Origin of the sequence: Arthrobacter sp. StoSoilB20 (assembly GCF_019977295.1) — a bacterium.
Lineage (GTDB): Bacteria > Actinomycetota > Actinomycetes > Actinomycetales > Micrococcaceae > Arthrobacter > Arthrobacter nicotinovorans_A.
Map to the genome: position 1 here is coordinate 3,427,717 of NZ_AP024651.1, position 22,100 is coordinate 3,449,816.

The 22,100-nt window shown below is 62.8% G+C and carries 23 protein-coding genes and 1 tRNA gene; 7 read left to right on the forward strand and 17 right to left on the reverse strand.

Annotated elements, in window-relative coordinates:
- Nucleotides 1–41: 41 nt before the first annotated feature.
- The 8 genes from rplJ to LDN85_RS15610 all read right to left on the reverse strand — a co-directional run bounded on the left by rplJ (nucleotide 42) and on the right by LDN85_RS15610 (nucleotide 6,126).
- Nucleotides 42–644: a 50S ribosomal protein L10 gene (rplJ, locus tag LDN85_RS15575; protein WP_026539800.1), complete on the reverse strand. Its 603-nt coding sequence runs from the start codon at nucleotides 642–644 to the stop codon at nucleotides 42–44.
- Between the two features lie 301 nt (nucleotides 645–945).
- Nucleotides 946–2,115: a GNAT family N-acetyltransferase gene (locus LDN85_RS15580; RefSeq protein WP_081733226.1), complete on the reverse strand. Its 1,170-nt coding sequence runs from the start codon at nucleotides 2,113–2,115 to the stop codon at nucleotides 946–948.
- Nucleotides 2,094–3,200: a GNAT family N-acetyltransferase gene (locus tag LDN85_RS15585; protein ID WP_026539798.1), complete on the reverse strand. Its 1,107-nt coding sequence runs from the start codon at nucleotides 3,198–3,200 to the stop codon at nucleotides 2,094–2,096. The genes LDN85_RS15580 and LDN85_RS15585 overlap by 22 nt, the downstream gene beginning before the upstream one ends.
- Before the next feature lie 120 nt (nucleotides 3,201–3,320).
- A complete protein-coding gene (gene rplA / locus LDN85_RS15590; protein WP_026539797.1) occupies nucleotides 3,321–4,028 on the reverse strand; it encodes a 50S ribosomal protein L1 in 708 nt (235 codons plus the stop codon).
- A gap of 132 nt (nucleotides 4,029–4,160) precedes the next feature.
- Nucleotides 4,161–4,592, reverse strand: coding sequence for a 50S ribosomal protein L11 (gene rplK, locus LDN85_RS15595; RefSeq protein WP_011775609.1), 432 nt, complete (start codon nucleotides 4,590–4,592; stop codon nucleotides 4,161–4,163).
- Between the two features lie 130 nt (nucleotides 4,593–4,722).
- Complete coding sequence (gene nusG, locus LDN85_RS15600; RefSeq protein ID WP_026539796.1) at nucleotides 4,723–5,577, reverse strand: transcription termination/antitermination protein NusG; 855 nt, start codon at nucleotides 5,575–5,577, stop codon at nucleotides 4,723–4,725.
- A gap of 114 nt (nucleotides 5,578–5,691) precedes the next feature.
- Nucleotides 5,692–5,973: a preprotein translocase subunit SecE gene (gene secE / locus LDN85_RS15605; RefSeq protein WP_024817604.1), complete on the reverse strand. Its 282-nt coding sequence runs from the start codon at nucleotides 5,971–5,973 to the stop codon at nucleotides 5,692–5,694.
- An 80-nt stretch (nucleotides 5,974–6,053) separates the two neighbouring features.
- Nucleotides 6,054–6,126 (reverse strand) — tRNA-Trp (locus tag LDN85_RS15610).
- Between the two features lie 252 nt (nucleotides 6,127–6,378).
- On the opposite strand from LDN85_RS15610, the gene LDN85_RS15615 reads away from it, so the two are divergent.
- Nucleotides 6,379–7,608, forward strand: a complete 1,230-nt coding sequence (locus LDN85_RS15615) for a pyridoxal phosphate-dependent aminotransferase (protein ID WP_026539795.1) — start codon at nucleotides 6,379–6,381, stop codon at nucleotides 7,606–7,608.
- Between the two features lie 297 nt (nucleotides 7,609–7,905).
- On the opposite strand, the gene LDN85_RS15620 is transcribed toward LDN85_RS15615, so the two are convergent.
- Together LDN85_RS15620 and LDN85_RS15625 are read right to left on the reverse strand one after the other, a co-directional pair.
- Complete coding sequence (locus LDN85_RS15620; RefSeq protein WP_026546303.1) at nucleotides 7,906–8,580, reverse strand: response regulator transcription factor; 675 nt, start codon at nucleotides 8,578–8,580, stop codon at nucleotides 7,906–7,908.
- Nucleotides 8,577–10,340, reverse strand: a complete 1,764-nt coding sequence (locus LDN85_RS15625) for an ATP-binding protein (protein WP_223943475.1) — start codon at nucleotides 10,338–10,340, stop codon at nucleotides 8,577–8,579. Before LDN85_RS15625 ends, LDN85_RS15620 begins: the two co-directional genes overlap by 4 nt.
- Nucleotides 10,341–10,465: 125 nt before the next feature.
- On the opposite strand from LDN85_RS15625, the gene LDN85_RS15630 reads away from it, so the two are divergent.
- The 5 genes from LDN85_RS15630 to LDN85_RS15650 all read left to right on the forward strand — a co-directional run bounded on the left by LDN85_RS15630 (nucleotide 10,466) and on the right by LDN85_RS15650 (nucleotide 14,724).
- On the forward strand, nucleotides 10,466–12,055 hold the full coding sequence (locus tag LDN85_RS15630; RefSeq protein ID WP_223943476.1) for a PspC domain-containing protein: 1,590 nt from the start codon (nucleotides 10,466–10,468) through the stop codon (nucleotides 12,053–12,055).
- Between the two features lies 1 nt (nucleotide 12,056).
- Nucleotides 12,057–12,458, forward strand: coding sequence for a hypothetical protein (locus LDN85_RS15635; protein ID WP_223943477.1), 402 nt, complete (start codon nucleotides 12,057–12,059; stop codon nucleotides 12,456–12,458).
- A gap of 31 nt (nucleotides 12,459–12,489) precedes the next feature.
- A complete protein-coding gene (locus tag LDN85_RS15640) occupies nucleotides 12,490–12,738 on the forward strand; it encodes a PspC domain-containing protein (protein WP_026539791.1) in 249 nt (82 codons plus the stop codon).
- 193 nt (nucleotides 12,739–12,931) lie between these two features.
- Entirely contained in the window at nucleotides 12,932–13,957 is a 1,026-nt protein-coding gene (locus tag LDN85_RS15645) for a 6-phosphofructokinase (RefSeq protein WP_026539790.1), read from the forward strand.
- A gap of 17 nt (nucleotides 13,958–13,974) precedes the next feature.
- Complete coding sequence (locus LDN85_RS15650; protein WP_223943478.1) at nucleotides 13,975–14,724, forward strand: GNAT family N-acetyltransferase; 750 nt, start codon at nucleotides 13,975–13,977, stop codon at nucleotides 14,722–14,724.
- A gap of 71 nt (nucleotides 14,725–14,795) precedes the next feature.
- Here LDN85_RS15650 and LDN85_RS15655 read toward each other — a convergent pair whose 3' ends face one another.
- The 7 genes from LDN85_RS15655 to LDN85_RS15685 all read right to left on the reverse strand — a co-directional run bounded on the left by LDN85_RS15655 (nucleotide 14,796) and on the right by LDN85_RS15685 (nucleotide 20,901).
- Entirely contained in the window at nucleotides 14,796–16,316 is a 1,521-nt protein-coding gene (locus tag LDN85_RS15655) for a DHA2 family efflux MFS transporter permease subunit (protein WP_091549903.1), read from the reverse strand.
- Nucleotides 16,300–16,929, reverse strand: coding sequence for a PadR family transcriptional regulator (locus LDN85_RS15660; RefSeq protein WP_223943479.1), 630 nt, complete (start codon nucleotides 16,927–16,929; stop codon nucleotides 16,300–16,302). Before LDN85_RS15660 ends, LDN85_RS15655 begins: the two co-directional genes overlap by 17 nt.
- Before the next feature lie 122 nt (nucleotides 16,930–17,051).
- Nucleotides 17,052–17,477 (reverse strand): ankyrin repeat domain-containing protein, encoded by a 426-nt coding sequence (locus LDN85_RS15665; RefSeq protein WP_035760456.1) that lies wholly within the window; start codon nucleotides 17,475–17,477, stop codon nucleotides 17,052–17,054.
- Nucleotides 17,474–18,559 carry a folate-binding protein gene (locus LDN85_RS15670; RefSeq protein ID WP_223943480.1) on the reverse strand — a complete coding sequence of 362 codons (1,086 nt, stop codon included), beginning with the start codon at nucleotides 18,557–18,559 and terminating at the stop codon, nucleotides 17,474–17,476. The genes LDN85_RS15665 and LDN85_RS15670 overlap by 4 nt, the downstream gene beginning before the upstream one ends.
- 55 nt (nucleotides 18,560–18,614) lie before the next feature.
- A complete protein-coding gene (locus LDN85_RS15675) occupies nucleotides 18,615–19,337 on the reverse strand; it encodes a flavodoxin family protein (protein ID WP_026539785.1) in 723 nt (240 codons plus the stop codon).
- Between the two features lie 63 nt (nucleotides 19,338–19,400).
- Nucleotides 19,401–20,000: an FABP family protein gene (locus tag LDN85_RS15680; RefSeq protein ID WP_026539784.1), complete on the reverse strand. Its 600-nt coding sequence runs from the start codon at nucleotides 19,998–20,000 to the stop codon at nucleotides 19,401–19,403.
- 166 nt (nucleotides 20,001–20,166) lie between these two features.
- Nucleotides 20,167–20,901 (reverse strand): hypothetical protein, encoded by a 735-nt coding sequence (locus LDN85_RS15685; RefSeq protein ID WP_026539783.1) that lies wholly within the window; start codon nucleotides 20,899–20,901, stop codon nucleotides 20,167–20,169.
- 260 nt (nucleotides 20,902–21,161) lie between these two features.
- Between LDN85_RS15685 and LDN85_RS15690 the strand changes: the two genes are divergently transcribed.
- Nucleotides 21,162–21,860, forward strand: a complete 699-nt coding sequence (locus tag LDN85_RS15690) for a response regulator transcription factor (protein ID WP_026539782.1) — start codon at nucleotides 21,162–21,164, stop codon at nucleotides 21,858–21,860.
- Nucleotides 21,861–22,100 lie beyond the last annotated feature (240 nt).

Consider the following 22,100-nt stretch of genomic DNA (forward strand, 5'->3'; position numbering starts at 1 on the left):
CCAGGCCGCTCCGTGCACCGGAGTTTGATTGGGGGGAGAACTTAGTTCTCTTCGGTTGCAGCTTCAGCGGCTTCGGCCGGAGCCGCAACCTCTTCAGCAGCAGCCTCAACAGCAGCCTCTTCAGCCGGAGCTTCTTCAGCGGCCGGTGCAGATGCGCCGCCCTCTTCTTCAAGCTTGAGGCGCAGGGCGTCGATGATGCGTGCAGCAGCGGATGCGGGAGCCTTGAGGACACCAGCAACGCGGGCAAGCTGCAGTTCGCGGGACTCGAGGGCTGCCAGTGCGGCAACTCCTGCTGCGTCCAATGCCTTGCCTTCGAAGACGCCGGTCTTGATAACCAGCTGCTTGTTGGCCTTGGCAAAGTCCGTCAGGCTCTTGGCAGCAGCAACAGCGTCACCCTTGATGAAGGCGATTGCAGTAGGGCCGGCGAGCTGATCGTTGAATGCATCAACACCAGCTTCCTTGGCTGCAATTGCACTCAGGGTGTTCTTGACGACCGAGAACTTGGTGTCCTGGCCGAGCGCAACACGCAGTTCCTTGAGCTGTGCAACAGTGAGCCCGCGGTATTCGGTCAGGACAGCCGCGTTCGATTCCTTGAAATCGTTGGTGATCTCCGCAACAGCGGAAACCTTGCTAGGCGTTGTCATAACCCTCCTTCCGGGGAATAAAGCCGGTCTTCCGGGTCCCCGCTCACGAGAGCTAAAACTAAAAACGCCCCGCGCAGATGCACGGGGCTTGGCTCAACACAGACTGAATCCGTGGAGACTTGCTTCGTTCACCTGCGCCGGCCGCCCTATGTTCAGGGTCCTTCGTCAAGGAATTCACTGTGGTCCCTCGGGCGCAACTGCAGAATTGAGCTGTGCCCGAAAGAGTGGATTCCCATCAACCGACGGTCTTTGGTACTTCAAGGTTACGGGAGAGTGTTCCCCAAACCAAATCGGGGGCGGACTAGTCCGACGACGTCGTGTCCTTGCCCCGTCCGGGAAGTTCCTTTTGCCAGAGTCCGGTGACGCCCGCCGTCGTAAATCCCAACTGCTTGTTCACCGTAAGGAGGTAACGGTTCTCCGGTGCGTTCCAGGTGTAGATCACCCGGGCGTCCGGGAACTGCTCGCTGAGCCTCTCCATGTTGGCCACTTTGATCAGCAGGCCCAGCTTGTTGCCCCGGTGTTCCTGGAGGACCAAGGTGTCGTCCTGGAACACCACGTCCTGGCGATGGGCCAGCACGCTGATGGTTGTCAGGCCAACCAGCCTTCCGGTCTCGACATGTTCGACGGCGGTGACCACCGTGCGCCGGCCCTGCGCCAGGGCTGCGTCTTCAGTTTCGCGAAGGACGGCGGGGTCGAACACCATGCCGCTTGCCTCCACTTCAGGAGCTTCTTCGTCCCCCTCGTCGCGAACCACCTCACCGGCCGCATTCTCCAACTCGGCGACGGCCTCAAGCCACGGTTCCGGGCATCGGTCAGTCCAGTGGTGCAGCGCATAACGGCCACCGTTGGCTTCCTCGGCCTCCAACTGCAGGTCACCAACCAGTTTGGAATCCAGCGGCAGTATGCAGGAGCTGAACTGCTCAATGTGCTGCAGCGTATAGCCGGCACGTTTGGCGAAATCCACTTCCCGGCTGCTGACCGGCACAAAGCCTGCACCGCTTCCAGGGATCAACTGGTCTTCGGGAACCTCAGTCAGGGATGTTGCAGGATGGTTGGTGTCCACCAGGATCATGGTCCTGCCCTCCGCCCGGGCCAACTCCTCCGCAGCCTCGAGCAATTGGCGCCCGACGCCCTGGCTTTGATGCTCAGGCAGGATGTCAAGGGTGAACTCGGCCAGGTCCATGTTGTCCGTCAGGGGCAAGGCGATGTCCACGGTGCCCACAATCGTTCCGTTTACCTTGGCCACCAGGATGATCTGGCGCTCATAAGGATCGGAGAACTCCAGGAGTTTCTCCAGCGGGGTATAGGCGAGATCGTCACTCCCCCAGGTCTCCATCCTTACCCGCCGGCCCACTTCCACGGCGTCCAGGAAATCAGCGGCATCGGGGCTGTCCAGGGTGTCAGGCACCCACAGCTGCTCGACATGAACGGTCTTTGCCTCGTCTACAGTCATCCCAACCGTTTCTGCCATTCGCCTTCCAAGCCGGAGGGCTTGAATCCCAGGGCGATATTAATGGCCAGCATATGCCGGTTTTCATTGGCGTTCCATGTCATAACCGACGTGGCGTCCGGCCAAAGCTGCATCGCACGGCGAAGGTTGGCGATCTTGACCAGCATCCCCAAGCGGTGCCCACGGTGTCCAGGGGCTACCAGTGTGTCCTCCTGAAAGACCACCGCCGGCATCGCCCCACGGTGAGTGAGGACGGTATAGGCAGCCAATTCACCCGTGGCATCGTGGCGCGCAACCGCAACCACCCAATCAAGGCCGCTTGCACTCCATGTGGACTCTTCCTGGCGGACACGTACGGCATCCCATTCTTCGCCTTCCCAGCCCAACCCGGCGATGGGCACTTCCGTACTCATCAGGCTCTTGAGGCGCGCGAAGACCTTCACCAGATCCTCGGGGCACCGGTCCTGCCAGGTAATGACGCTATACCCCGCAGCTCCTGGCATCGCTTCATCTTCCAGCGTGCCCAGCACCGTTTCCGCTACGGGAAGGCCCAACGTGCTGTTCGTTTCGACTTGCTCCAGCGAATATCCGTGATGAAGGGCAAAACGCGTGGAGGGGTTGTCCGATGGGACACCACCCGTTCCGGATTTAGCCTTCACCAACTCTGCGCCCGCCAGCACCGGCCCGATCGGTTCCCCGCAATAGCCGTCAAAAGAGATGCGGTCGCGGTCCTTCGCCAGCTGTTCGAGGACGTTGAGTATCCCGGACCCAAACCCGCGCCGCCGGAAAGGTGCGGCGACAAGGACGTCCACGCCCGCCGTCGTCGTGTTCTCGCTCAGTGGCAGCGTCAGCGTGCCGCTGCCCACCACAGCATCACCGAGAAACGCCAGAAACACCTGCCGTTCCTCGTATTCACTCCCGCGCCAGAAGACGGCTGCCTCCGTCAGGGTGGCACAGCGGTCAGCGTTGCCCCAGAGCTCCATGTGATGCTCCACGTTCAGTCGATGGAACGCCTGGAATTCCGGGGATTCTCCGCCGGGTTTGTCGGGCACGCGGATGCGTTCGACGGACAGCCCGCCATTTTCGGAAGAGTTCGACGACGACACGCACCACAGCCTACGGCCCACCTTGGGCTGCGAACAGGGCGGGCGGCAACATCCGGGCAAGAAAAAGGACCGCCCGGCTAAGCCGGACGGTCCTTTTCTCAGAGCCAGTGCTCCCGAAGCTTACGCGTCGGTGAGAACCTTGGTGACGTTCGGGTCAACGGTGATGCCCGGACCGAACGTGGTGGCAACGGTAGCCTTCTGGATGTAGCGGCCCTTGGAAGCGGACGGCTTCAAACGAAGAACCTCTTCCAGTGCTGCTGCGTAGTTCTCGGCCAGCTTGTTGGCGTCGAAAGACACCTTGCCGATGATGAAGTGCAGGTTCGAGTGCTTGTCGACGCGGAAGTCGATCTTGCCACCCTTGATGTCGTTGACAGCCTTGGTGACATCCGGGGTAACCGTGCCGGTCTTCGGGTTCGGCATGAGGTTACGCGGGCCGAGGACCTTACCGAGGCGGCCAACCTTGCCCATGAGGTCAGGGGTTGCCACTGCGGCGTCGAAGTCGGTCCAGCCGGCTGCGATCTTTTCGATCAGGTCATCGGAACCAACGAAGTCGGCGCCTGCAGCGATTGCTGCTTCAGCCTTGTCACCGGTTGCGAAAACGAGGACGCGGGCGGTCTTACCGGTGCCGTGCGGCAGGTTGACGGTGCCACGGACCATCTGGTCGGCCTTACGCGGGTCAACGCCCAGGCGGAAAGCGACCTCAACGGTTGCGTCGAACTTGGAAGGGTTGGTGTCCTTCGCGAGGTTGATGGCTTCGATCGGGGCGTAGACCTTGTCTGCCTCGATCTTGGCTACGGCTGCCTCATATGCTTTGCTGCGCTTTGCCATGCTGCTGTTTCTCCTTGTGCAGTTGTGGTCTGCGGACCGCGCTGGGCCCTGCCACAGTCGTGGATCCGGCAAGGATCCTGCGACATTTCAAATGTTTCAGATGCCGGTTGCCCGGCGGGTAAAAAGCTGGAATCAGCCTTCTACGGTGATGCCCATGGAGCGGGCGGTGCCGGCGATGATCAGGGCAGCAGCCTTGATGTCGTTGGCGTTGAGGTCTTCCATCTTGGTGGAAGCAATTTCCTCGACCTGTGCCTGGGTCAGCTTGGCAACCTTGACGGTGTGCGGGGTAGCTGAACCCTTGGCGACGCCTGCAGCCTTCTTGATGAGCTCTGCAGCCGGCGGGGTCTTGGTGATGAAGGTGAAGGAACGGTCTTCGTAGACCGTGATTTCCACCGGGATAACGTTTCCGCGCTGGGATTCCGTTGCAGCGTTGTACGCCTTGCAGAATTCCATGATGTTGACACCGTGCTGGCCAAGCGCAGGACCGATCGGCGGGGCCGGGTTAGCGGCACCTGCCTGGATCTGCAGCTTGATGAGGCCGGTGACCTTCTTCTTGGGAGCCAATGTAGGGTCCTTCTCTCAATAGCTTCCTGGGGCACAGGAGCGCGTCCCAGGTTTTTGGCCGCCATGGCGAGGCGGCCGGCCGCTCCCGAACTGCTAAGCAGGCAGTACCGGAGCGAAATTTTGGAATCAGCTAGATCTTGGTGACCTGGTTGAATGCGAGCGTCACCGGGGTTTCGCGCTCGAAGATCGAGACCAGGACCACCAGGGTCTGGGACTCGGGCTTGATCTCGGAGATCGTCGCCGGAAGGGTCTCGAACGGGCCCTCCTTGACGATGACCGACTCGCCGACCTCGAAGTCGACGGCCACGGGAGCCTGGTTCTGCTTGTTGACCGGCTTGCCCTGCTCTGCCTGCTCTTCTTCGAAGACCGGGGCGAGCATGGAGAAGACCTCGTCAAGGCGCAGCGGAACGGGGTTGTGGGCGTTGCCCACGAAGCCGGTAACACCAGGGGTGTGGCGAACGGCGCCCCAGGAGGCGTCCGTCAGGTCCATGCGGACCAGGACGTAACCGGGGATGCGAACGCGGTTGATCACCTTGCGCTGCGCATTCTTGATCTCGACAACCTCTTCCATGGGGACCTGGATTTCGAAGATGTAATCTTCCATGTCCAGGGTCTGGATGCGGGTCTCGAGGTTGGCCTTTACGCGGTTCTCGTAACCTGCGTAGGAGTGGATGACGTACCAGTCACCTTCCTGGCGGCGCAGCTTGGCCTTGAATTCTTCAGCCGGGTCAGCGGGCGCTGCAGCAGCAGCGGCTGCGAGGTCGTCGCCGTCGGACTCTTCCGAAGCGTCGTCATCATCTGCGACATCGCCGGACGCATCATCGGACTCGTCGTCCACGTCGGCTTCGAAGTCCTCTTCGGAATCGTCGGCGTCGGCAGATTCGGGCGCAGCAGAATCAACCTCGGACTCTTCCACAGCCTCAGCTGCGGCGTCGTCGGCTGCTTCCAGCTCAGTCTCGTTTACCTCGAGCTCCTGCTCAGACACTTGGTCTCCTGCTTCCTCATTGCCTAACATGCCTATTTAAATGGCTCAATTCCGCAAACCCCGCGCAATTCCTGAATAACCAAGGAATTCCACACAGTTTGCGGACAGATCCGCTTAGCGGTCCGTAGCGCCTGACCCACCAAAGACCCAGCTGACTCCCGTGCCGAAGGCCAGGTCCAGAAGGGTGACGATGAGCATCATGATGGCCACGAACACCAGCACCACGAGCGTGTAATTGATCAGTTCCTTGCGGGTGGGGGCAACGACCTTCTTCAGTTCACCAATGACCTGGCGGACGAAGAGAGCAATACGGGCGAAGAAGCCGCGATCGGCTTTCTTGGCGGGACGGCCCTTAGAGCTGCTGGCAGCTGTTTCGGTCACCTGATCCTCACTCACCTTGCAAAGTCGTTGACCCGACTCTGATCAGAGCCATGGTTGCTGCGCGTGCCCCGGCGTTTCCGCCGGGACAGCTTGCGCAGGGCAGACAGGACTCGAACCTGCAACCTGCGGTTTTGGAGACCGCTGCGCTACCAATTGCGCCACTACCCTATGGATCGAATCCATGTTTCAGGCCGCACTTCAGCCTGTGGTGCTTTTCAACACCGGTGAACCAGTCTACGCAAGAATTTCGCGATAGTCGAACCGGCCCAAATCCGGTCCTCCCAGCCCCAAAAACCTGTGACCAGCATTATCAGTCACAAAGTCCGGCAGGCACCCGGGAGGTCCGCAGAACAGCATAAGGTAGTTTACGTCGAATCCCATCATCCAGCCCACGAGCTGCCTGCGAAGAACGGTACATAGATGTCTGCCGGAACAACTACCGCCCGCATTTCACAGCGAATCTCCGCCATCGCCGAGTCCGCCACCCTTGCCGTTGACGCCAAGGCCAAGGCACTGAAGGCCGCGGGCCGTCCCGTGATCGGTTTCGGTGCCGGGGAACCCGATTTCCCCACCCCGGATTACATCGTCCAGGCCGCCATTGAAGCTGCCGGCCAGCCGAAGTACCACCGCTACTCCCCCGCCGGCGGCCTCCCCGAGCTGAAGAAAGCCATCGCGGAGAAGACCCTGCGGGACTCCGGCTACAAGGTTGACCCTTCCCAGGTGCTGGTGACCAACGGTGGCAAGCAAGCCGTCTACAACACCTTCGCCACCTTGGTGGATCCGGGCGACGAGGTCATCATTCCCACCCCGTTCTGGACCACCTACCCCGAAGCCATCCGCCTCGCCGGCGGTGTGCCCGTTGAGGTTTTCGCCGGACCGGAACAGGGATACCTGGTGACCGTCGAACAGCTTGAAGCCGCTGTAACCGACCGCACCAAGATCCTGCTGTTCGTTTCCCCGTCCAACCCCACCGGCGCCGTGTACAGCCCGGAGCAGGTTGCGGAGATCGGTAAATGGGCCGCTTCCAAGGGTCTTTGGGTTGTCACGGACGAGATCTACGAGCACTTGACCTACGACGGCGTTGAGTTCACCTCCATCGCCACCGCAGCCCCGGAACTGGGCGACAAAGTCGTGATCCTCAACGGTGTGGCCAAGACCTATGCCATGACCGGTTGGCGCGTGGGCTGGATGATTGGCCCGGCTGACGTCATCAAGGCAGCCACCAACCTGCAGTCGCACGCCACCTCCAACGTCTCGAACATCATGCAGGTCGCCGCCGCCGCTGCCCTCACGGGGCCGCTGACCGCCGTCGATGAAATGAAGGTTGCGTTCGACCGCCGCCGTAAAGCGATCGTTGCCGGCCTGAACGCCATTGAAGGCGTTGAATGCCCGACGCCGACCGGCGCCTTCTACGTCTACGCGGACGTCCGCGGACTCTTGGGTAAGGAATTCGAGACCTCCAACGGTCCCGTCCGGCCGCAGACCTCGGCTGAACTTGCCACGCTCATCCTTGACGAAGTCGAAGTTGCCATTGTTCCGGGCGAAGCCTTCGGGCCCTCGGGCTATGTCCGGCTGTCCTACGCCCTCGGCGATGAGGACCTCGCCGAAGGTGTCCGTCGTATTCAGGAATTCCTGGGCAAGGCCAAGTAGGCAGTAGGCCAGTAGCCAACGCAAACGCTCTTCCACCGTGAATGGTGGAAGAGCGTTTGCTTTTAAGGCGGGGGACGTGAGCGAGGGTCCCGGGAAACCCCGGGGGACGTGAGAGAGGATCCCCGAAAACCCCGGGGGACATGAGAGAGGATCCCCGGAAACCCCGAGGGGAAGTGAGCGAGGGTCCCCGAAAACCCCAGGGGACGTGAGAGAGGATCCCCGAAAACCCCGGGAGACGTGAGTGAGGATCCCCGAAAACCCCGGGGGATGTGAGCGAGCCTTGGAGGAAGCGTCCGGTTAGAGGAGGCGGCGTTCGGCGGCCCACTTGGTGAGCTCGTGCCGGCTTGAGAGCTGGAGCTTCCTGAGGACGGCCGACACGTGCGTCTCAACGGTCTTGATGGAAATAAACAGTTCCTTGGCCACTTCCTTGTAGCTGTAGCCGCGGGCGATGAGCCGCATGACTTCGAGTTCGCGGGCTGAGAGTTTATCCAGTTCGTCGTCCGCGATATCTGCCGGAGCGGTGCCGAACGCGTCCAGCACGAAGCCTGCCAGCCGGGGTGAGAACACGGCGTCACCGTCGGCCACACGGATGACGGCGTCGGAAATCTCCTTGCCGGAGATGGTCTTGGTGACGTAGCCGCGGGCGCCTGCACGGATCACGGAGACTACGTCCTCCGCGGCATCGGAGACACTGAGCGCCAGGAAGCTGGTGTTTCCCAGCAAAGCGGCCGATCCCGCAATGACCTCGCGTCCACCACCGCCCAGCCCGCCGGGAAGGTGGACGTCGAGGAGGACCACCTCGGGACGGGTTGCAGCAATCACCTCAATGGCCTGCTCCACCGTTCCGGCTTCTCCCACGACGTCCATGCGGTCATCGAGATCGGCTTTCAGCCCCGACCGGAAAATGGTGTGGTCATCCACGATCACCACCCGTACGCTGCGTCCTGGACCACTCTGGGGGTTGGTGCTCATGATTTCGCTTCTCCATTCCGGGTTTCACTGTTCCGGGTTTCACTGTTCCGGGTTTCACTGTTCCGGGCTTCACTGTTCCGCTGGTCGCCCGCCTCGCCATTGGCGGAGGGCAGGGCCAGGCGGACCTCGGTGCCGTCGCTGCTGCTGTTGATGGTGGCGGTGCCGCCGTGCCGCTTCATCCGGCCAATGATGGATTCCTTGACACCCAGCCGGTCGTCCGGAACAGCATCGAGGTCGAAGCCGGGGCCGCGGTCCTTGACGAAGATCTCCGTAGTGCCCGCCGTGCTCTCCACATACACCGATACTGTCCCACCACCGTGCCGCGCCGCGTTGAGCATCGCTTCACGGGCTGCCTGGACCATGGCCTCGTGCCGTTCGGTCATGGTGGTGTCACCTACCGCTACGACCTCCACCGCGTGGCCTTGGGAGTCTTCGACTTCCGCTGCAACGGCTTTGATGCGGTCGGCCAGAAGGCCGGATTCCTTGGCGGGATCACTGAACAGCCAGGACCGGAGTTCACGTTCCTGCGCCCTGGCAAGCCGCACCACATCCTGTTCGGATCCGGCCCTGCGCTGAATCAGGGCCAGTGTCTGCAGCACGGAATCGTGCAGGTGGGCTGCGATCTCGGCGCGCTCTGTCTCACGGATGCGGCCGGCCCGTTCTGTCTCCAGGTCCTTCCAAAACTTCAGTCCCCAGGGAAGCAGCACCAAGGCCACGCCGCCGAGGACTGCTACCGAGGCAAGCAATGCAAGCCACGTCTGTTCCCACGAGCCCGAGCCCGACACCATGACCAGGACACCGGCCACCACCAGCGCCAAGCCGGCCGCCAGCCGGACCCAGCCGCCGGCCTGATCGGCCTTCGTCTTGTCCACCAGGCCGGCACGGCGGGTTTCATCCAGCTGCATCCATGCGATGGCCGCGCCGCCCAGGATAGCTGCTGCTGGTATCAGGGTCCCCAATGGAACCTCGACGCCGAACTGGCGTGCGATCAGGATAGCGGCCACCAGGAGCAGGGCTGCGCCCAACAGGATTTCCTTGCCGTACGGGACGCGCCGCGTGGAAAACCATGACGACCAAGTGCCCTCGCCGCTTCTGCCTGCCCAGTCCCAGGCGGCCGAAGGACTGCCGAATCCTGCGCGCTCATCGGCCGAAACCGCGCCACCCCCCGGAACGGAACCGACGCCGGAGCCCAGGCCGCCGGATACCGAACCACTGGATCCCAAGCCGCCGGGTCCCGAATTGCCGGCTGCTTCAATGAATGGCTCGTGGCCCGTGGCGGAACCACCCAAGCCAGGATTCCCGGTGCCTACCTGTGGAAACGGCCCACCGACAGGAACAGGACCACCGACAGGAACAGGGCCACCGACAGGACCGGAGACCGGAGGTGCTCCGGACGCCGACAGTGAGTGTCCGGCGTCGTACGCGTTCGAAGGCTGGGTGCTTACCGCGCCCGGCGGGAACGCAACTGCTCTACCAGCTGCATTCAGGGTTCCACCGGCGGGCGGCAGGCTCACGGCAGGAGCAATGGGCGACGCCGGGCGGCGGGCATTGCGCTTGGCGTTCTCGTCCGCGGTAGGAACCATGGTCCACAGCCACGCATAAAAGGCCACGCCTGCGCCGCCGGCGAAACACGCCAGGATCATGCCAAGCCGCACAAACTTGACCGGCCAGCCCAAATGATCGGCCAGGCCACTGCAGACGCCGGCAATCATGCGGTCGCTGCTGCGGACCAGCACGGGGCGTTGTACAGCGGTTCTCATGTACCAATCCAAACACGGATCAGGGTGACCCGGACCGGAAACCAGCGTTGTTCGGGGGCCACTCAGGGATCATTCAGGGTATCCCCCAGTAGAGGGGAGGACGGGCCGGACGGCAGGATCGAAGTATGAACGCGAACAGCATGAATCCAGAGGAACCCGGAACACCAGGCGCCCCCGGCTCACAGCATGAGCCCGCCGCCGGCACTTCCGCGGGCACAGGTCCCGCAACCGGCAGCTACCCGCCGGCCGGCGCCGCCCCGGCAACGTCCCAGGAGAACTTCTTCGACTGGATCCGCAACCAGGGCATCCGCCGCGGACCGGACCGTTGGATTGGCGGCGTCGCAAGCGGTGTTGCCCACCGTTTCGGCATCGACCCCCTGATTGTCAGGGGCATCTTCATCGTTTTGGCGGTCTTCGCCGGCGTGGGCGTGCTGCTTTACGGCATCGCCTGGGCGCTGCTGCCTGAACCTGACGGGCGCATCCATGTCCAGGAAGCCGCCGCGGGCCGCTGGTCCGGGGGCATGACAGGCGCGTTGATCACTACGATCATCGGGCTTCCAAGCCTGGGCCGCGGATTCTGGGGCTGGGGATGGGATGGACTGCCCGGTCTCTTCTGGACGCTGTTCTGGATGGGCGGCATCTTTTACCTCATCTACTTTCTGGTCCAACGCAACAAGACGGCCAAGGGTAGCCCGACACCATCCACGAGCCAGCAGAACTACCCTGCGGCACCTGGCAGCACCGCCTACGGAAGCGCTGCCTACGGACGCACCGCCGGATCACAGGCCGCCTATGGGCCGGCGGGCACCTACGGTTCCTCTACGGCCTATGGAGCCCCGGCCGCAGCCAACACCGGCGTCCCTGTCTACGGCCCCGGCCAACCCGGGACCAAACACCACGGACATGGTGCCGGCGCCGTGCCGGCGTCGGGCCCGTACACTCCGGCCGGCTCCGGCCCCTACACCCCCTCAGCTGCCTATGCCCCGGCAGGGTCGCGCAGCCAGTCCAATACCTCCGGCCCCCGCCCGCCGCAAGGCCCCAGCGGCCCGCAGGATTGGCAGCCCAAGCCTGCCGCCCCCAAGCGCAAGGGCCCCGGGGCTGCGATCGTGGCAGTTTCCGCCGGTGCTGCGTTGCTGGCAGGCGGTACGTTGAAAGCCCTCGACGCCGGCAACGTCATTGACTTGGGCAACTCCGCCAACGCCGTGGTGTGGGCCACCGGCGCCGCAGTCCTCGGTCTGGGCATCCTGGTTGCAGGGCTCCGGGGCAGGACTTCGGGTTTCCTTGGATTCCTCGCAGTCGTTGCCCTGATCATTGGCGGAATCTTCAACGTGGTACCCCGGGACGGGGACCGCTTTACCTTCCACGACGTGAACTGGGCGCCCACCAGCCTGGACCAGGCCCGGCTGGGCATCAACGTCACCGGCGCCCAAGGGGTGTTGGACCTGAGCAATATCACCTTGAATCCCCCGCTTGTCACTGAAGTCCAGATCCCCGTGGACGCAACGGCCAGCAACGTCACAGTGATCATTCCCGACGACGTTCCCGTTGAAGTCAGGGCAGACATGACGTTCGGCAACCTCAACGAACGCGGCTCGGACCGCGGCGGCCGGTTCCAGGACGGGCGGACGCTCTACAACACAGGAAAGCCCGGCGCCAACCTCGTGGTGGAAATCGACGGCACGTTCAGCAACGTGACCATCCAGGAAGGAAACTGACATGAGCACCAACGAATCCGGCAAAGGCGACGACACCCAGCCCACAGCACCCCTGCCGCGGGAGACGACCCCCACGGAGTCCCTGCCGAAGGAAACCCGTCCCTCACAGGCCTTGCCCAAACCGCGGCTCCAGGAAATCCCGCTCACGCCACCGTTGGAGCGAAGCTTCCAGGTGGAGCCTGCAGAGGACGACGAGCCCCGGCAGGCCCGGATCGGCACCGTGGTGTGGGGGCTGATCGTGATAGCGCTCGCTGCCCTGATCGTCATCTCAACGCTTGGCTGGGTGACACTGAACGGCACGTACGTGCTGATCGGCCTGATGATCGGTGCAGGAGCGGCCCTGGTGGTCGGAGGACTCCTCTCGGCCCGCAAGGGTTCAAAAAAAGTGACCACTACGAAGTGACAAAGCAACCACAACAGGGAAGTCTGTAGCCATGGACAAGTTCTTCAGCATCGTCAGGGGCTTCGGCCTGAAGCGTGGACCGCAGCGCTGGCTGGGCGGCATCTGCGGAGGAATCGCTGCCAAACTCAGGGTGGACGTGGCATATGTGCGGGTAGCATTCCTGCTTTTCTGCCTGCTGCCCGGCCCTGCCTTCGTGGTCTACATCCTGGGCTGGCTGCTCCTGCCGGACCAGAACAACAAGATCGCCCTGGAATCGTTCATCAGCCAACGTTCCCGGTAGCTGCCGGTCACAAAGCCTGTGAAGCGCCCCGTCTCCCGGCGGGGCGCTTCCTTCGTTTTCGACGATGTTTCCAATACCGCACCGGCGGGTTCAAAAGTAACCGTTTGTGTCCCACCCCACATGCCCGTCTACAATCATGGGGAGCTCAGCGTGGCGCTCTGCACGTATTCCTCCAAGCCATGAGTGAGCAAACATGAAAATTGGCATTCTTACCAGCGGTGGCGACTGCCCCGGCCTCAACGCAGTAATCCGGGGTGCAGTCCTGAAGGGCATCGCCATCCACGGCCAGGAATTTGTGGGCTTCCGGGACGGCTGGCGCGGTGTTGTGGAAGGTGATGTCATTGACATCCCCCGCACCATGGTCCGCGGCATTGCCAAGCAGGGCGGCACCATTCTGGGCACGTCCCGCACCAACCCGTTCGAAAACGGCGGCGGACCGGACGTCATCAAAGCCCACATGGAACGCCTGGGCATCGACGCCATCATCGCCATCGGCGGCGAGGGCACCCTGGCAGCGGCGAAACGCCTGACCGACGCCGGCCTGAAGATTGTCGGAGTCCCCAAGACCGTGGACAACGACCTCGATGCCACCGACTACACCTTCGGCTTCGACACCGCAGTTCAGATCGCCACCGAGGCCATCGATCGCCTCCGCACCACGGGCGAATCGCACCACCGTTGCATGATCGCCGAAGTCATGGGACGCCACGTTGGCTGGATCGCCCTCCACTCGGGCATGGCTTCCGGTGCGCACGCCATCCTGATCCCGGAGCAGAAGGTCAGCATCGAGGAAATCACCGAATGGGTCCAGGAAGCCCACGACCGTGGCCGTGCACCGCTGGTGGTGGTTGCCGAGGGCTTCGTACCCGAGCACATGGAGTCCCCGCACTCCGAACGCGGCCTGGACACCTTTGGGCGGCCGCGGCTTGGTGGCATCGCTGACCAGCTGGCCCCCGAGATTGAGGCCCGCACCGGCATTGAAACCCGCGCAACAATCCTCGGCCACATCCAGCGCGGCGGTGTCCCCACCGCCTACGACCGTGTGCTGGCAACCCGCCTCGGCATGGCAGCGATTGACTCCGTTGTGGACGGACGCTGGGGCACCATGGTGGCCCTCAAGGGCACGGACATTTCCCACGTGGGCTTCGAGGAAGCCCTGGGCAAGCTCAAGACCGTGCCCCAGCACCGCTACGACGAAGCGTCAGTGCTTTTCGGCTAGTCGGCTAGGCTGAATCCATGACTCTTGAGCCCACGTCCGCTGCCATCATCCAGCTGGCGTGGGCTCGCCATTTGGGGCTCGACGACGACGCTTTCGCCACCGCCGCGGACAGGCTTGCCACCTCATCGACGGACGCAGGCGACCCCGCACAGCGCATCACCCGCGTGGACGAATCCGCAAGTGCCGTGGTGTTCCTCAGGCTCTTCGGGGTTTCAGCACTGGTGGGGCCGCAATGGGCCCTGGACGCCGCCGTCGGACTTCCCGATACCGAACTGGCACAACACGTCACGCTGCTGACCTTGACGCGGTCGCACGGAGGGCACGGGTTGGGATCGACTGCCCTGTTCTTCGCCGACGATTTGCCGTTGCAGCAACCCTCCGAGGACCTCACCGTCTCCCAGGGAAACCCGGAAGCGATCAGCCTCGAATCGCTGTGCCCTCCGGATGACGTCAATGAGGTGGGACTCCAGGGCCTGGAACACCGGTTCACCATCATGCACCCCGACGAGGCTCCCCCCACCCCCGTGGCTTGCGGGGCCTACACCGAATGGGAAGGCATCCTGGCCAACATGGGTGTGTTGGTGGCACCCCCCTGGCGTCGGCGGGGCCTGGGAACACTGGCTGCATCCATCGCTGCCCACGAAGCGCTCGCCGCAGGGCTGACCCTGCAATGGAAGGCAGATGTCAGCAACACCGGAGCACTCGCTATGGCCCGCAGCCTTGGCTTTGCCACTGGCGGGCTCCATGCGAGCGTCCTTCTCGGCTGACTCCCACCAGGTTCCAAGACAACTGACGCCCCTAAGAAGGCTCCTTAGGGGCGTCAGGTGTACCAAAACCCTTAAGAGTTCAGGTCAGCCTTGGCGGTTGTGGCCGCTGGTTCGGACTCGCCTCCCCAGCCCTGCACGGTCTTCGGTTTGCCAAAGAACAGTGCAACCACGGCGCCGAGCAGCACCGCACAGGCGGGCAGCAGGATGGACTGGCTCATCGCCGTCGAGAATCCTGCATGAAGGGCTTCCGGCAATGCCCCACCCATGGACGCCTCGCCCACCGGTGCGCCGGCAGGCGCTGCGGGCAGTTCTGCGGAGAGCCTCGACTGGATCAACGCAGCAATGGCCGCCGAGCCAAGGACTGCACCGATTTGGCGGGTGGTGTTGAAAACACCGGAACCTGCACCGGCCTGCCGGGGCTCCAGGTTGCGGGTGGTGGCATTGGACACCGGTCCCCAAATGAAGGCGTTGGCAACACCTTGCAGGGCGCTGGGCAGCAGGAACATCCAGATGGGGGTGTCCGGTCCCAGCAGTGAGGCGGTCCAGAACAAGGCGCCGGCCAGGCACACCAGGCCGAAGGATGCGAAGTACCGGGGGTTGGCGCGGTCAATAAGCTTGCCAACGAACGGCGCCAAGGCACCGGAAATGACTGCCATGGGAATCATGAGAAGCGCCGACTGCGTTGGTGTCAGGCCGCGCACCGTCTGATAGTAGAAGATGGTGGGCAACGGGAAGGCGGTCACCGTGAATCCAACCGCCATGATGGTGGTGTTGCCCAGTGAGAAGTTCCGGTCCTTGAACAGGCCGAGCGGCAGCAGCGGTTCCCCGCCGCGGCGTTCCAGCCACCACTGCCAGAGAACGAAGAGCACCAGCACCACAAGTCCTGTGATGATCAAGCCCCACACAGTGACGAAGCCGGTGACTGTTCCCCACTTGTAGGTTTGGCCCTCCTGGATACCGAAGACCAGCAGGAACATGCCCACGGCGGACAGGACTACGCCGAGGACATCGAACGAGTGCGTGTGGGTGGTCAGCTTCGGCACGAAACGCGTCACGAGGATGAAGGCCACGATCCCGATGGGGACGTTGACGAAGAAGATCCACTCCCAGCCAAGGCTGTCCACCAGCACGCCGCCGAGGATGGGGCCAACCAGCACGGCCATGCCGGCTGTAGCTCCCCACAGTCCCATGGCGGCACCACGACGGTCCGGGGGGAAGATGCGCGTAATGACGGCCATTGTCTGCGGAGTCATCATTGCCGCGCCCAGGCCTTGGACAGCCCGTGCCGCGATCAGCATGCCGACATCACCGGAGAGGCCGCACCACAACGATGCCAGCGTGAAGACTACAAGGCCGATCAGGTACAGGTTCTTGGGACCAAACCGGTCCCCCAGCCTGCCGGTAATGAGAAGGGGTACTGCGTACGCCAGCAAGTAGGCGCTGGTGACCCAAATGACCGCGTTGATGTCCGTGTTGAGGCCCTCCATGATCCGCGGATTCGCGACCGACACAATGGTGGTGTCGATAAGGATCATGAAGAAGCCCACAACGAGTGACCACAGCGCGGGCCATGGCTTAGCTACGTTTTCCAAGGGATTCCTTTGGCTTGTTTGAAAGTTCCGGTGGAGCGGCAAGGGACTCGTCCCAGGGCAGGTGTCCGTTGCCCAACTCCTCGAGGAGGCCGCGGATCCACGCGATCTCCGTTTTGCGCATTGCCTGCTGGTAGCTGATATCTATCCAATACTTGCGATCCAGTCCCTTGGCCGTGACGACGGCCTCCGCACGGAGCAGGAAGTCAAGGTCCGCGGCCAGGGCCACCACCCGTTCCTCCAGGAGTTCCATCACATCGGCGGCAGGCAAATGGTGCGCCTCCGCAATGGCGTGCGGGAACAGCGGGTACTCGTTGACAGGGGTGGAAAGCATGGCCCTGAGCCGGTCATCGAGCGCGTCTTTCCCGGCATCGGTGATCCGGTACAAGGTCCGCTCGGGCCGGTTTCCTTCACGTTCGGTTCCCGTGGCTTCCACGAGGCCGTTGTCTTCGAGCCGGTCCACTGCGTGGTACAGCGTTCCGGGGCGAACCTTGACCAGCCGGTCTTCATGGCGGGCCATCAGCAGTTGGTACATCTCATACGGATGCATGGGTTCCTCGGCCAGAAGGGCCAGGGATGCGACACCCAGGGGCGTCAGATCGGAAATCCTGGGCATGGTGGGCCCCTTTCCGTCGCGTATATTCCACCACAACTATTCCACATGGAATATATGGGCACAAGTAAGCCCGGCCGCCAAGCGACCGGGCCTGCTTCCTGGCTGGCGTCAGGGAGGAACCGTCAGCCCAGAAGGGCCAGGATCTCGGCCCTGGCGAACATCGCCGCAGCCTCGCGCGCGGAGGGGGTTCCGGCGTCGGGGTCTGCTCCTGCGTCCAGCAACACCCGGGCCACATCCGTATAACCCTTGAAGACCGCTCCGGCAAGGGGCGTCTGGCCGCGGTCATTGGCTGCATTGGCGTCGGCGCCGTGGTGGAGGATCACCTGCACGGCTTCGGCGTGCCCATGGTAGGCGGCCAACATCAGCAGGGAATCACCCGCGGCGTTGGTCAGCGTGGCCGGTGCCCCGGCAGCCAAGTACCCGCGGAGCAATTCGGTATTGCCTTCGCGGGCGGCATCGAAAAGGGCGTGGGCGAGTGCCAACGTTTCGTCGTCGGCCACTGCCGGGTTGGTGGGCTCGGAACCTGGGGTCGGGTTCAAGTGGCTCATCGGTGGGGTCCCTTCAGGAATCCGGTCTGGCGCCCGACAACCTGGCCGGCGTCGGGGGCGACGATCACTTCCTGGGCAGCGACATACGGCTCTTCGCCATCCATCACCGTCAGGGTTTCCTCCGCCGAAACGGACCGCTTCACCACGGCCAAGGCCACGGGTCCCATTTCGAAGTGCTGCGCCACAGAAGTCAGAGTACCCACCTTCCGTTCCCCGGCAAATACGACACTGCCCACTGCGGGAAGGGTGTGCTGTGAACCGTCCAGCTGCAGGAAAACAAGCCGACGCGGCGGGTGCCCCAGGTTGTGCACCCGCGCAACCGTCTCCTGGCCCTTGTAGCAACCCTTGTTCAGGTGGACGGAGGTCCGCAGCAGATCCAGTTCATGGGGAATGGTTTTCTCGTCGGTCTCTGCACCCAGGCGGGGACGCCAGGCAGCGATCCGCAGCGCATCAGCCGCCAAGGCACCTGCCAGGGGAAGGCCCTCGACGGCGCTCTCCAGTTCCGCGGCCGGGACAAGGTATTCGAACCAGGGACGCTCAAGTCCCGGGTGCGACTCCTCCGGAACGATGCTGTACGCATAACCACCCGGGCTGACACGCGGCCACGGGTCCTCCCACACCAGGCGCTGGGAGAACTGCTCCACCGGCTTGGTGGAACCCACCACTGCCCACTGCTCCGAGACGTCTTCGATCTCGACGCGGAGCATGAACTTCATCTTGTTGAGCCACTCAGCCAAGGGCGCCGCTTCCGCGGTTTCCACGATCAGCCAGGTGGTCCCGTCGTCGTCAATGACCCGGGCGTCAAACTCGATGCGGCCCTGGACACTGAGCAGCAGCAGTTCGCTGGCGACACCGGGCTGAAGGTTGGTGAGCTGCTGCGAGGACAGCGTGTTAAGCCAGCTCAGCCTGTCGGGTCCGGACACGGTCACCACACCGCGGTGCGAGAGGTCGACGACGGCGGTTCCGGCCGCCAGTGCGCGCTGCTCACGCAGCGGCTCCCCGTAGTGGGCAGCGACGCCGGCATCCAGGCCGGTGTCCTCGACGGCGCCAGGGCGCGACAAGAGAGGGCTCGAGTAAGTCATATGTAGTAGAAGTCCTTGCAGTTCAGCGGTATTCCGGGTGCGGCAATATTTCCGGTCAGCGGTATTCCGGATTTTCGAAGTCGAACCGGGTACCGGCTTTCCATTCCGCGGGCAGGTTGCCGTAGGCAGGAATACCCCCGGCATCCTTGAGGATTTTGGCCATGTGGAGCAGGTTCCACGTCATGAATGTGGTGTTCCTGTTGGTAAAGTCACTCTCCGGGCCACCTGATCCCTCATCCAGGTAGCTGGGACCCGGCCCCACAGGCCCGATCCACCCGGCGTCGGCCTGGGGTGGGATGGTGAAGCCGATGTGCTGCAGGCTGTACAACACGTTCATGGAACAGTGCTTGATGCCGTCCTCGTTGCCCGTGATGAGGCAGCCGCCCACCTTCGGGTAGAACGCCCATTGGCCGTTGCTGTTCAGCTCGCCGGAATGGGCATAAAGCCTCTCGATGAGCTTCTTGGTTTGGGAGGAGTTGTCCCCCAACCAGATAGGCCCGGCCACCACCACGATGTCGGCGTCCCGGACCTCAGGGTAGATCTCCGGCCACTCGTCCGTTTTCCAACCGTGCTCGCGCATGTCCGGATAGACACCACTGGCGATGTCATGGTCCACGGTGCGGAAAAGCTTGGTGGTGACACCTTGCTTCTCCATGATGTCCCGGCTGATCCTGATGAGCCCATCAGTGTTGCTGGTTTGCGGCGAAGGTTTCAGGGTGCCGTTGAAGAAGACAGCTTTGAGGCCGCCATATCCCTCAGGCCTGACGTGGTTGTTCACTGTCTGCTCCTTCTGCCGTGCGACTGCTGGAACTTGAGGTGATGCTCCTGGGGTCAGGAAGTGTCAGGAAACCTTGTTCAGGAACGCCGAGGCATGCGCTTCGAGGGCTTTGCCGCTTGCGGCAACATCCCAGCGCCACAAAAGGTTCCCATCAACCAGGCCGAAGATCCGGGTAGCTGCCGTGTACTCCTTGGAGTGGCTTCCCCGCATCACCATGTCGGTGCTGAGCTGTATTTGGGGCCCCTTGATCTGGCCGTAGTAGAGCTCGGTAATTCCACCGGGATGCGAAATCGACACCGAGATATCGAAGCCACCGTCTTTGTTGCGGCGTTCTTCGACTTCGTCGGCTGTCTTGAGCACCGGAACGATGTCCGCCGGGATAAGTCCGGGACCGCCGTCGCCCTCTTCGAGCTTCCGCTCCAGGGCCCAGAAGCCTGTTTCAACGGTCAACGGCCGCAGCTTTTCACCGGCGTCATCACTGAGCCAGGTCTCGGCCCGGTACTGCAAGTACGGGAGCCCGTTATGGGTGAAGGAGACGTGCTGGACGAAATGCTCGGAATCCTCGTCGCCGCTGCCGAGCCGGCCGCGGCCTTCCCACTCACCAATGAGCCAGGAAAGGGGGACGAGTTCGGGCGTCAGGTCGGTAGGGATCTCAATAGGCACAACGACTACCTCTGTTGGAGAGCAGGATCAGAGAATTTACTTCTGGCCCTTGAAAAGGCGGTATACGACAAAGCCCGCAAACCATGCCATGGCAACGCTGGCCAGGCCGAGGAGAACGAGGAAGAAGATTTCAAATGCGAGTACAGACATGATGCCATCCTAACCGTTAGTAGATGAGTAGTTTGTCTATGAAGTACACCAAGGCCCCCACAGCCCAGACAGGCGCAACACCCATTCCCACTGCCGCCCGGATGTTCAGGCGTCCGCGCCGAAGGGTGGTCATCCGGCGGAAGCAGACAAGGACGGAGCCAACCACTACGCCCACCAACGCCGCAGGAAGTACTGCGATATCAGAGAATACAAGACCGGCCAGGGGACCCATGAGTCCGGCCATGACCACACCCAGCGGAGCCACGATGCGGTCGGGCCACCGGATGATTCCCACCAACAGGGCGACCGCTGCGCTCAGGCCGGCCACCACCACCATTTCCTTGACTCCGTTGAACCGTGCCCCGGCAATCCACCCTGCACCAAGGCAGTTCAGGAGCACACCGGCGCAGCATCCCAGGGTTGATTCCAGCCGCTGCGCTTGCCCTGTGCCGCGGACGAGCTGGACCACGAAGACCGCCATCACCCCCAAGGCAATGAAGGCCGGCGTTCCTTCCAGGAATCCGGGAGCCGGCAGGTAGGCGGCGGACACGGCAGATCCCGCACCAGCCAACCCGATCACTGACGCCAGGGTTTTCTTTGCGGGAACGCCAAGGAAATGCGGCCAGCCGATACCCACGGCCGCCGATGCGGCAACGCCGACACCCACCATGGCCTCCCGGGAAACGAAGGTGCTGGCCACGATGGCGGTAAGCGCCACGAGTCCGAATACCCCGATGCTCCAAGACTTCACTGTGTGCCGACCTCAATCCGATGCGCCTTACGACCTCTCGACAATCCTGCCTTAACCCGGCCCAATATGTCGTAATTCCGGTGCACGCCCGTCACGAATCCATGTGTCGCAGGGCACTGATGGGTATACTCAGACTTCAACGGCGCACTGTATTGGCCTTGATCCCGTTACAACGGGCAGAGGCTGCCAATGCGCTGTGACCGGCCGGGAATTACCGGTTTCGACGCCCGATGATGCGCGTACAGCCCATTGGAGGAACTATGTCGCACATCCTGCTCCTGACGAACAGCACCGGCTCATCGGTGGACATTTTGCCTGCCTTGGAGTTGCTGAACCACCGCGTACACATCCTCCCGGCAGAACCCACCGCCCTGCTTGAAACCGATCCCACGGACATCGTTTTCCTGGACGCCCGCAAGGATCTGGTCGGCGCCCGATCGCTGACCCAACTGCTCAAGGCAACCGGACTCAGCGCCCCCCTTATGCTCATCCTCACCGAAGGCGGCATGGCTGCCGTCTCCAATGCATGGGCAGTGGATGACATCGTGCTCGATTCCGCCGGCCCCGCCGAGGTTGAAGCGCGTATCCGCCTTGCCATGGCCCGGGCGGTTCCCGGTGAAGAGGAAACCCAAACGGAGATCCGTGCGGCCGGCGTCGTTATTGACGAAGCGAGCTATACCGCCCGCGTCAGCGGCCAGCCCCTGAACCTGACCTTCAAGGAATTCGAACTCCTGAAGTACCTGGCACAGCACCCGGGCCGCGTGTTCACGCGCCAGCAGCTGTTGACCGAAGTCTGGGGCTATGACTACTACGGCGGCACCCGGACCGTGGACGTCCATATCCGGAGGCTTCGCGCCAAGCTGGGTGTGGATCACGAGAACCTCATCAGCACGGTCCGCAACGTGGGCTACCGGCTCACGCTGGTGCGACTGCCCGATGACGAGCTGTCCGAAGCCTGACCGCAGGCTCCCGGAAGCCACGGGAAACCGCAGCATAATACGAAAGAGGCCGGAATCCCTGCGGATTCCGGCCTCTTTCGTTTCAAAGTGGAGGACATACGGGTCGAACGTATCGAGGCCACCCCACTGGTGGATCCCCCCTGCACTGACTGGTTGACTTCATAAGAAGCCGCAAAGCCGAGCGAGATAACGAGACTACCGCCGTTCCCCCCGGACTTCAAATCACAGGGCTTGCCTTGG

Coding starts and splice junctions, on each gene's coding strand:
- rplJ (WP_026539800.1), bottom strand. CDS start 644: ATGACAACGCCTAGCAAGGTTTCCGCTGTTGCGGAGATCACCAACGAT.
- LDN85_RS15580 (WP_081733226.1), bottom strand. CDS start 2,115: ATGGCAGAAACGGTTGGGATGACTGTAGACGAGGCAAAGACCGTTCAT.
- rplA (WP_026539797.1), bottom strand. CDS start 4,028: ATGGCAAAGCGCAGCAAAGCATATGAGGCAGCCGTAGCCAAGATCGAG.
- LDN85_RS15615 (WP_026539795.1), top strand. CDS start 6,379: ATGTCTGCCGGAACAACTACCGCCCGCATTTCACAGCGAATCTCCGCC.
- LDN85_RS15620 (WP_026546303.1), bottom strand. CDS start 8,580: ATGAGCACCAACCCCCAGAGTGGTCCAGGACGCAGCGTACGGGTGGTG.
- LDN85_RS15625 (WP_223943475.1), bottom strand. CDS start 10,340: ATGAGAACCGCTGTACAACGCCCCGTGCTGGTCCGCAGCAGCGACCGC.
- LDN85_RS15630 (WP_223943476.1), top strand. CDS start 10,466: ATGAACGCGAACAGCATGAATCCAGAGGAACCCGGAACACCAGGCGCC.
- LDN85_RS15635 (WP_223943477.1), top strand. CDS start 12,057: ATGAGCACCAACGAATCCGGCAAAGGCGACGACACCCAGCCCACAGCA.
- LDN85_RS15640 (WP_026539791.1), top strand. CDS start 12,490: ATGGACAAGTTCTTCAGCATCGTCAGGGGCTTCGGCCTGAAGCGTGGA.
- LDN85_RS15645 (WP_026539790.1), top strand. CDS start 12,932: ATGAAAATTGGCATTCTTACCAGCGGTGGCGACTGCCCCGGCCTCAAC.
- LDN85_RS15650 (WP_223943478.1), top strand. CDS start 13,975: ATGACTCTTGAGCCCACGTCCGCTGCCATCATCCAGCTGGCGTGGGCT.
- LDN85_RS15660 (WP_223943479.1), bottom strand. CDS start 16,929: ATGCCCAGGATTTCCGATCTGACGCCCCTGGGTGTCGCATCCCTGGCC.
- LDN85_RS15665 (WP_035760456.1), bottom strand. CDS start 17,477: ATGAGCCACTTGAACCCGACCCCAGGTTCCGAGCCCACCAACCCGGCA.
- LDN85_RS15670 (WP_223943480.1), bottom strand. CDS start 18,559: ATGACTTACTCGAGCCCTCTCTTGTCGCGCCCTGGCGCCGTCGAGGAC.
- LDN85_RS15690 (WP_026539782.1), top strand. CDS start 21,162: ATGTCGCACATCCTGCTCCTGACGAACAGCACCGGCTCATCGGTGGAC.